The sequence below is a fragment of the Alkaliphilus metalliredigens QYMF genome, from assembly GCF_000016985.1.
Lineage (GTDB): Bacteria > Bacillota > Clostridia > Peptostreptococcales > Natronincolaceae > Alkaliphilus_A > Alkaliphilus_A metalliredigens.
In genome coordinates this window covers 2,889,435-2,902,171 of sequence record NC_009633.1, presented here as the reverse complement: position 1 = coordinate 2,902,171, position 12,737 = coordinate 2,889,435, and the positions used below count along the sequence as shown (strand labels likewise).

Genomic DNA, 12,737 nt, shown 5'->3' with positions numbered 1-12,737 from the left:
ATTGAAAGTTGAAGGTGATAAAATGAATTTTGAACATACATCGGTTTTATTAAAAGAATGTATAGAGGCACTAGACATTAAGGAAAATGGTATCTATGTAGATGGTACTTTGGGTGGTGCAGGACATTCGCAAGAAATCCTTAAGGTATTAGGTAAAGAAGGGTTGCTAATCGGAATTGACCAGGATGAAAATGCCCTTAGTGCTGCTGGAGAGAGACTAGAAGAACATGGAACAAAGGTGAAACTAGTACATGATAATTTCCATAATCTAGATAAAATATTAGAAAACCTTGAAATTACAACTATTGATGGTGTTTTGCTGGATTTAGGGGTTTCCTCCCACCAATTAGATGAGCGGGAGCGCGGGTTCTCATATATGCAGGATGCACCATTGGATATGCGGATGGATAGAAGAAGTGGTTTTTCTGCTAGGGATATTGTGAATGACTATAGCGAAAAAGAATTGGAGCGAATTATCAAGGAGTATGGGGAAGACAGATGGGCTAGACGAATTGCCCAGTTTATTGTTCAAGAGAGAGAACTGGCCCCAATTGAGACCACTCACCAAATGGTGGAAGTGATTAAGAAGGCTGTACCAAAGGGTGCCAGAAAAGATGGACCGCATCCGGCAAAACGTACATTTCAAGCCATTCGAATCGAAGTCAATCAAGAACTAGAAATTATAGAAGCAACCATAGAAGCAGCAGCCAAACATATGAAGCCTGGAGGCCGAATTGCGATTATTAGTTTTCATTCACTTGAAGACCGAATTGTGAAAAATGTATTTAGAAGATTACAGAATCCATGTGTTTGTCCACCTCAGTTTCCAGTTTGTAAATGTGAAAAAGAGCAGATGGTAAAGATTGTGACCAGGAAACCAATTTTACCAAGTGAAGCAGAATTAGAGGTAAATCCGAGATCAAGAAGTGCAAAGTTGCGGGTTGCCGAAAGAGTGTAGCAGTTCTAAAGAGAAGAAAGGGTGAATAAATTTGGTAGTAGCACAGGAAGAATACAAACATTTGGGCCAAGAGGAAAAGCAATATCAACAGCAAGCACCTAAAACACAAAAAAAGCCGAAACCCAAGAGCCGAAAATTTGAAAAAATAATGATTGCTTCCTGCTTAGGTGTGATTTTAGCACTGAGCCTATTACTGTTGCTACGATATGTAGGTATTACCGAGGCAAGACATCGTGTCCATAATCTAGGTAATGAGTTAGAGCAATTAGAGGTTCAAAAGGAACACCTCAGGGTAGAAGTAGAACGTGCATCCAAGTCTAAGTGGATAGAGCAGGAGGCAAAGGAGCGATTGAATCTACAATATCCAACTTCTCAACAGATGAACTACATTCAGATTGATGTGACTCAGGTGGCATTGGTTAATCAAGTTATTTCAACCCATCGCCTTAGTCAACATAAACAGGACCAGTTACAGCACCGTGGGATTAAGCGGTTATTTGGAAAAATTTTTAGTTTAATTAGAACATAAGGGGGGGAACTTTGGTGTCTCAACCAAGTATTTCTAGCAAAAGAAGACTCGTCGGTATTTTTGCTGTTGTATCCTTTGTGATATTCGGATTGATTATCAGATTAGGGTGGATTCAGATCGTAAATGGCGAAAAATATAAAGAATTAGCAAACTCACAACAAACGAGGGACACACCAATACCAGCAACACGAGGAACGATTTATGATCGAAATGGAAAGGAACTTGCCATTAGTGCCAGTACCAATACCATTTGGGCCAGCCCAAGAGAAGTTCAAAAGCCTGAAGAAGCGGCCAAAATATTAGCAGAAATGCTAGACTTAGAAGAAGAAAAATTGCTAGAACAATTGTTGGATAAAACCTATGGACTAGTGCGGGTTTCTAGATGGGTGGATGATGAAATTGCGGATGCAGTTCGAGGACAACGATTGAGCGGCGTATGGATTGCTGAAGATAATAAACGTTATTATCCCTATGGAAATTTTGCATCTTATATACTAGGACACACCACCAACGATAATAATGGAATGGCGGGGATTGAACTAGAGTATGATAAGTATCTGACTGGTTTGCCAGGTAGATGGATTAAGAGCACAGATGGTGCAGGAAGGCAGTTATCTTTTGGAGTTGAGAGATATTATCCACCGGAAAACGGGTTGAATGTTGTCTTGACAATTGATGAGGTAATACAGCATTTTGCAGAAAAGGCTGTGGAAAACGCTCTTGAGATTAACAAAGCAAAAAGGGTATCAGCAACAGTGATGGATATTAAAACAGGAGAAATTTTAGCCATGGCCATTAAACCAGATTATGATCCTAATGAGCCAAGAATTCCTTTAGATCATATTTTAAAGGCAGAGTTAGAGAATATGAGTAACGAAGAACAACTAGACGCTTGGTATGCTATGTGGCGTAACCCTGTAATTAATGACACTTATGAACCAGGCTCTACCTTCAAAGTGATTACAACTTCAGCAGCTTTAGAAGAGGGAGTCGCCACCTTGGATAGTACTTTCTATTCAAGCGGGACGATCAATGTAGCAGGTACAATAATCAGGAGCTGGCGTTGGTATAATCCCTTTGGACACCAAACATTAGCCGAAGCTGTTCAAAACTCCGACAACCCAGTCTTTGTTGAATTAGGGCAACGGATGGGACCAGAGACTTTTTATCGATATATAAATGGTTTTGGTTTCGCAGATGTCACAGGGGTTGATTTACCGGGAGAACGTAAATCGATTATGTATAGTCTTGGGAATGTGGGGCCAGTAGAGCTAGCGACCATTTCTTTTGGGCAAAGTATTTCAGTGACACCTATTCAACTGTTAACAGCCACTGCGGCCATTGCCAATGACGGAAAGTTAATGAAACCAAGAATAGTGAAAGAGCTTGTAGATCTAGAGGGCAACATAGTACATCAATTTGAAGAGACTATGGTTCGGCAGGTAATCTCAGAAAAAACTTCAAAAGAGATGTTGGAAATCATGGAGTCAGTTGTGGCAGCAGGTGGGGGAGGCCCAGCATATATCCCTGGTCACAGGGTTGGTGGAAAAACAGGAACAGCTCAGAAAGCTGTAGACGGAAGATATGCTCAAGGCCTATACGTTTCCTCATTTGTTGGTGTCGTCCCTATTGATGATCCACAACTAGCTATTTTGGTTATTGTTGATGAACCAAATGGATTCAGTCACTTTGGCAGTACCACAGCAGGACCAGTGGCAAAGGAAATTTTCGAAGAATCTCTTCGCTACTTGGATATTAAACCGAAATACACAGAAAGCGAAGCTGAAATGTATGCCCAAACTGAAGTGATCGTTCCAGAGGTACGAGACATGACAGTGAAGGATGCTGCACAGATTTTAATTGACAATAAACTACAGTATAATACAGAGCCAGAATATATACAGGATGATCAGGCCATGGTGATTGATATGTTTCCAAAGCCAGGGGCACGGGTAACGGATAAATCCATTGTCTTGCTATATACCCAACCAAATGAACATATTCCTTCTACTGTGTTGGTTCCAGATTTAAGGGGTAAAACCATTCGAGAAGCCAATACAATACTCAGAACAGTTGGATTGAATTTAAAGGTAACTGGAAGTGGTAAAGCAGACAATCAATCTCCAGAGCCTGGAACTGAAGTGGATCCCGGAACGATTGTGAACGTAGTCTTTAAGCCCGGTTAAAATTCAATACTGACAAATCATAGATTACGCATTATAATGAATAGGGCAACTAAAGTTAGAGGCAATCACCTTTAATTTTATGTTGCCTTTTAAAAAGGAAAACAAAGGTTAATAATAGCAAATAGGATTGGAGGGGTTCAGATGAAATTAATGGACCTATTAGAGGAAATTGATACAATAGAGATTAAAGGTGAAGAACGTATTAATATAGAGAATATTTACTATGATTCAAGAAAAGTAACGCCAAATAGCTTGTTTATATGCATAGAGGGATTTCAAACCGACGGACACCATTTTATTGATCAAGCAATCAAAAAAGGTGCAATTGCCATTGTGGCACAAAAAGATATGACAGGTTTAGATGGTGTCACCTGGGTTCAAGTAAAGGATACCAGACAGGTTATGGCTCAGCTAGGGTCTACATTTTATGGAAGACCCAGTCAACATCTTGAATTAATTGGGGTAACGGGTACCAATGGTAAAACCAGCACCACATATATGATTAAGAAAATTCTAGAGAATCATGAAAGAAAGGTGGGGCTCATCGGGACCATTGCCAACTGGATTGGTAACACAGAAGTTGAAGCCCAACGGACAACGCCGGAATCCATAGACTTACAGCAAATCTTTAAAGAGATGGCGGATGAAAAAGTCACAGAGTGTGTCATGGAAGTATCCTCCCATGCACTAGCGTTAGAACGGGTAGCTGAAAGTGAGTTCAAGGTAGGAGTCTTTACAAATTTAACCCCAGAGCATTTGGATTTTCATGAAAATATTGACAACTATCGAGAGGCTAAGAAGAAGCTTTTTTATTTGACCACTGTTGCCAACGTCATTAATATAGATGATCCTCATGGGGCCATGATTGCAGAAGAGGTGAAGAAGCTAAAACCTAGCTTAATTACATTTGGCATAAAGAAACAGGCAACAGTGATGGCGAAAAACATAGCAACCACATTAAAGGATGTGACATTTGATTTAGTCACACCCGTAGGAGAAGCGCGGGTGACGGTCAAAATTCCAGGGATTTTTTCTGCATATAATGCACTGGCGTCTATTGCAACGAGCATTGCAATAGGTGTTCCATTTGACGTCATTGTCCAAGGAATACAATCTATTCCTGGTGTTCCGGGACGGTTTGAGTCTGTACTAGGAATTAAGGACTTTTCTGTTATAGTGGATTATGCGCATACACCTGATGCAATCGAAAATGTGATTCAGGCAGCAAAAAATGTAACGGAACATCGAGTGATTACTGTTTTTGGATGTGGTGGGGATCGAGATCGAACCAAAAGGTCTGTCATGGGTGAAATATCCGGGTCACTAAGTGACTTGTCTGTGATTACGTCTGACAACCCTCGGACAGAGGATCCTTATAAAATTTTAATGATGATTGAAGCAGGAATAAAGAAAACAAAAGGATTATATACGATTATAGAGGATAGACGTGAAGCCATTCGCTACGCCATGAAAGAGGCAAAAAAGGGGGATATTGTCTTAATTGCAGGAAAAGGTCATGAAGCGACCCAACAGATAGGAAGCAATGTGATTATCTTTGATGATTGCGGGGTAGCCAGAGAGATTGCAAAGGAGGAAGGATTGGATGATTCCGATATCCATTCATAAAATCATCACTGTATGTAAAGGTAAAATGATTCTTGAGGGAACAAAGGACCAGGTTAATGAAATCTCTACTGACACACGAAAAATGAAGGAAGAATCACTTTTTGTGCCATTAATAGGAGCGTTCTTTGATGGGCATCAATTTATTCTACAGGCCATGGAACGAGGGGCAATAGGTGCTTTGGTACAAAAAGGTCAGGAATTTCCATTAGGCAAGTTGAATGATTTTTATGTTATTGAAGTAGAAGATACATTGCAGGCACTAAAGGAAATTGGACGACATTATCGTCAGAATTCTAACATTCCATTTATAGGCGTCACAGGAAGTACAGGAAAAACAACAACTAAAGATATGATTGCTGGTATATTAGAGACTAATTTCAACGTACTGAAGAATGAAGGTAACTTAAATAATCAAATAGGACTCCCTTTAACCTTATTTAATTTAGAGCCGTGCCATGAAATCGGTGTCTTAGAAATGGGGATGAATTCCTTAGGAGAAATTTTAAGTTTAGCTAAAACGGTACAACCGCATATCGCAGTGATTACTAATGTGGGGTTTTCACATATAGAGCATTTGGGCAGTCAAGAAAATATATTAACTGCAAAAATGGAGATTACAACTAGACTACGAGAAAAAGACTACTTACTTATTAATGGAGACGATCCTTTTCTAAAGACTGTCAAGGAGGAAAGCAAGACGTATCGAATAATCACCTTTGGAATAGATCCATCTAATGACATTTATGCAGAGAATTTAGTGTGCTTAGGAGAGGTTGGCTATCGATTTGATGTCATGATTCAAAAGAAAAAGCATACATTTCAAGTAAGACAACCGGGAATTCATAATGTATATAATGGGTTAGTGGCCCTTTGGGTTGGACTACATTATCAAATGACACCCTTAGCAATACAAAAAGGATTTGATAGGCTAGAACTCTCTAAAATGAGACTGGAAATTGTTACTTATGGGGATGTCAAGGTAATTAATGATGCCTATAATGCCAGTCCTGATTCTATGAAAGCGGCTATAACAGTTTTAAACCAAAGTACAGGAATACGCAAGATTGCGATTTTAGGAGATATATTAGAGATGGGTTCATTTGCCGAAGAGGGCCATCGAAGGATAGGTAGTTTTATAGCAACCAGTCCTGTAGATTACTTAATTACAGTAGGAAAAAGTGCACAGTGGATTGCTAGAGAGGCAGTAGAACAAGGCTTTAGCCAAGCCCATATTTACCAGACACCCTCTAATGATTTAGCAATTAAAGTATTAAAAACCTTACTTTCGCCTCGAGATGTGGTACTGGTAAAGGGATCCAGGGGAATGAAAATGGAGGAAATTGTTAACTTTATACAAGAGAGGAGCTAAATGGGCACATGATGAACCATAACCAAATTATTTATACGATTATTATTGGATTTATAATCACACTAATTCTAGGACCCTTAACGATTCCCTTTTTAAGGCGATTAAAGGTAGGGCAAACCATTCGGGAAGAAGGGCCTAAAACCCATATGGCCAAGAGTGGTACACCCACAATTGGTGGTATTATTCTTATTATGTCTATTATAATTACCTCCTTAACTTCGGGGTTAATTAATGAAGAGTTGTGGATTGCCCTGGCAGCCACTGTTGCCTTTGGGATCATAGGATTCATTGACGACTTTATAAAAGTGATACTAAAACGTAATTTGGGGTTGCGGGCTTACCAGAAACTCATTTTACAAGGAACGATTGCGGTGATATTAGCGATTTATCAATCGAGGACTTCTATCATGGGAACGGAAGTGATTGTACCATTTGTAGGGGAAGGAATCACCATAGCAGGATTTACAATAACCCAAACCATAGACTTAGGAATTTTATATATACCTTTTATTGTATTTGTGGTGGTGGCCACAGTAAACAGCGTCAATTTAACTGATGGGTTAGATGGATTAGCAGCAGGGGTGACTTTAATTATTGCAGCCTTCTTTGCATTAGTGGCCATGAGCTGGGGTTATGTGAGTTTGGCAATATTTGCAGCTGCCATTACCGGGGCTTGTCTTGGGTTTTTGAAATTCAACTCCCATCCTGCCCAGGTTTTCATGGGGGATACAGGTTCCTTAGCTCTTGGGGGAGCCATTGCCACCATCGCTGTTCTCATGAATGTGGTATTGATCATTCCCATCGTCGGAGGCATTTATTTTGCAGAAGCAGTATCTGTTATACTGCAAGTAATTTCATTTAAGTTAACTGGAAAACGTATATTCAAAATGAGTCCCCTACATCATCACTATGAACTAAGTGGCTGGGCAGAAACAAAGGTGGTCATCGTTTTTTGGGTTGTAACAGTGATATTATGTCTTGTGGGCATGTTAGCCTTAAGCTAGGAAAGCGGGTGTGAAAATGGAACTGAAAAATAAAAAAGTATTAGTCATTGGTTTAGCAGTAACAGGTGTTCCTTTGGTAAGGGTGTTGAAACAGCAAGGGGCGCAAATAATTGTCAATGATATGAAAAGTGAAGTTGACTTAGCAGAAACAATTGATGCCATAGGACATGAACAAATTGAATATATATTAGGAAGACATCCTGAAGAGCTGACAACCTTGGGGGAATTAGACCTTGTGGTGCTTTCACCAGGCGTCCCCTTAGACATTCCCTTTATTCAACAGATCAAAGCCCAGGGAATAGAGATCATTGGTGAAGTAGAACTTGCTTTTCGATTATCCAGGGGAAAGATTGTAGCCATTACAGGGACAAATGGTAAAACCACCACCACGGCTTTAACTGGAGAAATTTTTAAAGGAGCTGGTAAAAATACTTATGTGGTTGGAAACATAGGTGTTCCTTTCATTGAAAAGGCTCTAGACACCACAGAAGAAGATGTCATCGTAATTGAAGTCAGTAGTTTTCAATTAGAAAGTATCAAGGAGTTTCACCCGAAGGTAGGTACATTGTTAAACTTAACCCCTGATCACTTGAATAGGCACAAAACAATAGAGAATTATAGAGAGGCTAAATTAAATCTTTTTATGAATCAATCCCTACAGGACTATGCTGTTTTAAACTATGATGATATCACTTCCCGAGAGGCTGGGAAGACCTTGGCTGCACAAAAAATTTATTTTAGTAGAAAACAAATTCTAGAAGAAGGGGTTTTTGTTGATAATCAGCTAATTACCATTCAGACAAAAGAGAAACGATATGATGTGATACATATAGATGAAATCAAGATTTTAGGACAACATAATTTAGAAAATGCCTTAGCTGCCACGGCTATGACCTTCATTCTAGGGGTATCGGCAGAAGATATTGCAAAGGGATTAAGAAATTTTCCTGGAGTTGCTCATCGATTAGAGTTTGTTGAAGAGATTGAAGGGGTCAAGTATATCAATGATTCTAAAGGGACTAATACGGATGCATCTATTAAAGCGATAGAAGCGGCACAAGCGCCTATTATTTTGCTTGCAGGAGGACAGGATAAAGGCGGAGATTTTACGGATTTTGTGAAGGCTTTTGATGGAAAGGTAAAGCACTTACTGGTTTATGGAGAAACTAGCGACAACATATACGAAACAGCCCTGCACAACAACTTTAAGGTGGTTAGTCAAGTGCGGGATTTAGAGGAAGCTGTGATAAGGGCCAAGGGAATTGCCCAAGCAGGAGATACAATTCTATTGTCTCCAGCCTGCGCCAGCTGGGATATGTACCCAAACTTTGAAGCCAGAGGTCAGCATTTCAAAAAATTAGTATCGAGTTTAAGGAGGTCTTGAAATGCCAAAAAAAAACCCCTATGATTTCACTGTCATCATCTCGGTATCAATGCTAGTGATCATTGGGATTATTATGGTTTTCAGTTCAAGTTTTTCCTATTCCCTTGTTCGAATGAATGATGGATATTATTTCCTGAAAAGAGTGCTTATATGGGCCACCATAGGGACGGGTGCCATGGTTTTTTGTGCTCGATTCAAATATTGGTATTGGGCAAAGTATGCCAATTTACTCTTTTTCGTTAGTTTAGTCTTATTAGTAGTGGTGTTGACCCCTATCGGTATCAATCGAAATGGTGCACAAAGATGGCTAGGGGCAGGACCCATTACGATTATGCCTTCGGAGGTAGCTAAGTTTGCAGCCATCATTTTTGTATCCACAAGTATTACAAGAAAAAAAGAGAAAATTAAAAGCTTTGTTTATGGAGTACTACCCTTTTTAATGATAATTGGTATTTACTTTGGATTAATTTTTGCGCAGCCGGACTTCTCTACAGCCTTTGTGGTAGCTGTGGTGATTATGGCCATGGTATTTGTCGGTGGGATGAAAATGTCTCATTTTGTTGGATTAGCTGGAACAGGGTTAGCGGGGATAGGAGGAATGATCACATATCTTGTTATAAAAGGAGAAAGCTATAAGGCAAGACGCGTCACCTCATTTTTAGATCCTTGGGCTGATCCAAGAGATACAGGGTTTCAGGCGGTACAGTCCTTACTAGCCCTAGGCTCAGGGGGATTATTTGGTAGAGGACTAGGTAGAAGCGTGCAAAAACATTTCTACTTACCAGAGCCTCAGAATGACTTTATTTTTGCAATTATTGGTGAAGAGCTAGGATTCATTGGTGGTGCAACGATTATTTTACTTTTTATGCTACTGATTTGGAGGGGAATTCGAATTGCCATCAACGCCCCGGATTTATTGAGTTGTTTAATGGCTACGGGTATTATTTCAATGATCACAGTTCAGGTGATTATTAATATTGCTGTAGCGACCTCGTCGATGCCTGTCACAGGAATGCCCCTACCCTTTATCAGCTTTGGAGGAAGTTCCTTGGTTATTTTTATGGCGGCCATTGGGGTTTTATTAAATATTTCTAGATACACAATTTTAGATAGGAGCTGAAAACCATGCGCATCATGATCAGTGGGGGAGGAACGGGCGGACACATTTACCCTGCCATTGCTATTGCCAATCAAATTACAGAAAAACATCCCCAGGCAAAAATACAATTTGTCGGAACAGCCAAAGGACTAGAAAGTGAACTGATACCAAAGGCGGGCTACGAAATCAAACATATTACAGTGAGTTATTTGAGAAGGAAAATTTCTTTTCATAATGTAAAGAGTATTGCGAAGTTGATTAAGGGATTAGTGGAGGCAAGAAGATTAATTAAGGATTTTAATCCAGATGTGGTTATCGGGACTGGAGGATTTGTTTGTGGGCCAGTACTTTATATGGCCACCAAATTAGGCTATAAGACATTAATCCATGAGCAAAATGTGTTTCCAGGGCTCACAAATAGGGTACTAGGAAACTATGTAGATCGAATTGCCCTAAGCTTTGAAGAAGCAGAGCGGTACTTCAAGAGCAAGGAAAAGCTTATTATAACAGGCAATCCAATTCGAAGAGAATTCTTAGAAATCAGTCAAGAAGAAGCCACACAAAAATATAACTCAGGAAGTAAAAAACACCTGATTCTCGTGGTGGGAGGAAGTGGAGGTGCTGCGAGAATCAATGAGACTGTGGTAAATCTACTTAAGAAGCATCCAAATAACGATTTCAAGATCCTATTGGTGACGGGACAAAGACACTTCGAAACAATCAAACTGCAGCTAGGAAAAAAACAAGATACTTTACGCTATAATGATGTGCTTCCTTATTTAACAAATATGCCGCATGCCCTTAAAGCATGTGACTTGTTGATCTGTAGTGCAGGTGCCATCACCATTGCTGAAGTTACCGCCGTAGGAAAACCAGCGATTATCATCCCTAAATCCTATACCGCAGGAAATCATCAAGAATTTAATGCCAAGGCGCTGGAAGAGAAAGGTGCAGCGATTATGATTAAGGAAGAAGTATTAAACGCCGATCGGCTTTACTTGGAAATAACGGGTCTGTTAAGTGATAAAAAGCGGCTAGAGCAAATGGCAAAGGCTAGCGCTCTTTCAGCCAAGACTCAAGCTTTAGAAATGATCTATGCCGAAGTCATTTCAATGATCAAAAGTTGAAAATAGAAAAGTGACACACCTCCAGAAATTTAGCATAGTATGGTTATATATTTGTTTTTTCAGACATATGATGATCAACCATCATTTGGATGAATATAGATAGATTTCATGCTGGAGGTGCTAAATGATGAGTCGCTTTATCATTGAAGGTGGGAAGAAGCTAGAGGGGGAGATGCGCGTAAGTGGGGCAAAAAACTCGGTTTTACCCATATTAGCAGCAACTGTATTAAATGGTTCTCTCAATGTGATTCATGATATACCAAACTTATCCGATGTAAAAGTCATGACAGGTATTTTAGAATCCGTGGGTTGTCATGTGAAAAGAGAAGGGAATACCATGATTGTCGACTCAAGTGAGTTAGATAATCATGAAATTCCTGAACACCTAGTTAGAGAAATGAGATCTTCCATTATTATCTTAGGTGCTATATTATCTCGTTGTGGTAAGATTAAGATTAGCTATCCTGGAGGATGTGAAATTGGCCCTAGGCCCATTGACTTACACTTAAAATCCTTGCGAGAAATGGGAACAAAAATTGAAGAAAAACATGGGTATCTAATCTGTGAAGCAAAACAATTAAAGGGCTGCGAGATTCAATTGGACTTTCCAAGTGTCGGAGCCACGGAAAACAGTATATTGGCAGCGGTGTTTGCAGAAGGTACGACAATTATTAGAAATGCTGCCAGAGAGCCAGAAATTTTGGATTTAGAAAACTTTTTAAATGCAATGGGTGGAAAGGTTTCAGGGGCAGGAAGTGCCACAGTTTACATTGAAGGAGTTAAGAAACTCCATAGTGTAGAACACAGGATTATTCCCGATCGTATTGTGGCAGGTACCTATCTGGCAGCCGCAGCGGCTACTAAAGGAAAAGTTACATTATCTAATGTGATACCAGAGCATATACAATCAGTCATATACAAATTAAGGGAAGCTGGATGTAACATCACGTGTTCCAATCAATCAGTTCAATTAGTGAGTCCTACTAAACTAAAAGCCATTGACTCCATAAGAACCCTACCTTATCCTGGATTTCCTACGGATATGCAATCACAGATGATGGCCTTAATGACTATGGGAGATGGCATCAGTGTTTTTGCTGAAAATATTTTTGAAAACCGTTATAAGCATGCAGAGGAATTAATTCGAATGGGAGCAAATATTAAGGTGGATGGCCGTGTAGCCATTATAAGAGGGGTTCCTAAATTAACTGGAGCCACTGTGTCGGCAAAGGACTTAAGAGGTGGGGCAGCACTCATTATTGCTGGCTTAGCTGCAGAAGGAACAACAATTATTGAAAATGCAAAACATGTGGATAGAGGGTATGATGATATTCATGAAGTATTGCAACAAGTGGGTGCACAAATTACAAAGGTATAAAAGAAAAATGAAAGCAAGCAGCTAAGTATGGGCTGCACTTTCATTGTTCGGATGAGGGACAAGCTAGACACCGAAGG

10 protein-coding genes are annotated in these 12,737 nt (G+C 39.8%); all 10 read left to right on the top strand.

Annotation, left to right across the window (positions count from 1 at the left end; genetic code table 11):
• Positions 1-22 precede the first annotated feature (22 nt).
• The 10 genes from rsmH (at position 23) to murA (ending at position 12,660) form a co-directional block, all read left to right on the top strand.
• On the top strand, positions 23-958 hold the full coding sequence (gene rsmH, locus AMET_RS14235) for a 16S rRNA (cytosine(1402)-N(4))-methyltransferase RsmH (protein WP_012064005.1): 936 nt from the start codon (positions 23-25) through the stop codon (positions 956-958).
• A 31-nt stretch (positions 959-989) separates the two neighbouring features.
• Entirely contained in the window at positions 990-1,487 is a 498-nt protein-coding gene (locus AMET_RS14230) for a hypothetical protein (protein WP_012064004.1), read from the top strand.
• A gap of 14 nt (positions 1,488-1,501) precedes the next feature.
• On the top strand, positions 1,502-3,673 hold the full coding sequence (locus AMET_RS14225; RefSeq protein ID WP_012064003.1) for a penicillin-binding transpeptidase domain-containing protein: 2,172 nt from the start codon (positions 1,502-1,504) through the stop codon (positions 3,671-3,673).
• A gap of 141 nt (positions 3,674-3,814) precedes the next feature.
• Positions 3,815-5,299 (top strand): UDP-N-acetylmuramoyl-L-alanyl-D-glutamate--2,6-diaminopimelate ligase, encoded by a 1,485-nt coding sequence (locus AMET_RS14220; RefSeq protein ID WP_012064002.1) that lies wholly within the window; start codon positions 3,815-3,817, stop codon positions 5,297-5,299.
• On the top strand, positions 5,277-6,668 hold the full coding sequence (locus AMET_RS14215) for a UDP-N-acetylmuramoyl-tripeptide--D-alanyl-D-alanine ligase (protein WP_012064001.1): 1,392 nt from the start codon (positions 5,277-5,279) through the stop codon (positions 6,666-6,668). Before AMET_RS14220 ends, AMET_RS14215 begins: the two co-directional genes overlap by 23 nt.
• Before the next feature lie 8 nt (positions 6,669-6,676).
• Positions 6,677-7,672: a phospho-N-acetylmuramoyl-pentapeptide-transferase gene (gene mraY / locus AMET_RS14210; RefSeq protein ID WP_012064000.1), complete on the top strand. Its 996-nt coding sequence runs from the start codon at positions 6,677-6,679 to the stop codon at positions 7,670-7,672.
• Between the two features lie 16 nt (positions 7,673-7,688).
• A complete protein-coding gene (murD, locus tag AMET_RS14205) occupies positions 7,689-9,056 on the top strand; it encodes a UDP-N-acetylmuramoyl-L-alanine--D-glutamate ligase (protein ID WP_012063999.1) in 1,368 nt (455 codons plus the stop codon).
• A gap of 1 nt (position 9,057) precedes the next feature.
• Positions 9,058-10,176, top strand: a complete 1,119-nt coding sequence (gene spoVE / locus AMET_RS14200; RefSeq protein ID WP_012063998.1) for a stage V sporulation protein E — start codon at positions 9,058-9,060, stop codon at positions 10,174-10,176.
• Positions 10,177-10,181: 5 nt separating this feature from the next.
• Positions 10,182-11,282 carry an undecaprenyldiphospho-muramoylpentapeptide beta-N-acetylglucosaminyltransferase gene (murG, locus tag AMET_RS14195; protein ID WP_012063997.1) on the top strand — a complete coding sequence of 367 codons (1,101 nt, stop codon included), beginning with the start codon at positions 10,182-10,184 and terminating at the stop codon, positions 11,280-11,282.
• A 127-nt stretch (positions 11,283-11,409) separates the two neighbouring features.
• Positions 11,410-12,660, top strand: a complete 1,251-nt coding sequence (gene murA, locus AMET_RS14190; RefSeq protein WP_041721688.1) for a UDP-N-acetylglucosamine 1-carboxyvinyltransferase — start codon at positions 11,410-11,412, stop codon at positions 12,658-12,660.
• Positions 12,661-12,737: the final 77 nt, after the last annotated feature.

Coding starts and splice junctions, on each gene's coding strand:
- rsmH (WP_012064005.1), top strand. CDS start 23: ATGAATTTTGAACATACATCGGTTTTATTAAAAGAATGTATAGAGGCA.
- AMET_RS14220 (WP_012064002.1), top strand. CDS start 3,815: ATGAAATTAATGGACCTATTAGAGGAAATTGATACAATAGAGATTAAA.
- AMET_RS14215 (WP_012064001.1), top strand. CDS start 5,277: ATGATTCCGATATCCATTCATAAAATCATCACTGTATGTAAAGGTAAA.
- mraY (WP_012064000.1), top strand. CDS start 6,677: ATGATGAACCATAACCAAATTATTTATACGATTATTATTGGATTTATA.
- murD (WP_012063999.1), top strand. CDS start 7,689: ATGGAACTGAAAAATAAAAAAGTATTAGTCATTGGTTTAGCAGTAACA.
- spoVE (WP_012063998.1), top strand. CDS start 9,058: ATGCCAAAAAAAAACCCCTATGATTTCACTGTCATCATCTCGGTATCA.
- murG (WP_012063997.1), top strand. CDS start 10,182: ATGCGCATCATGATCAGTGGGGGAGGAACGGGCGGACACATTTACCCT.
- murA (WP_041721688.1), top strand. CDS start 11,410: ATGAGTCGCTTTATCATTGAAGGTGGGAAGAAGCTAGAGGGGGAGATG.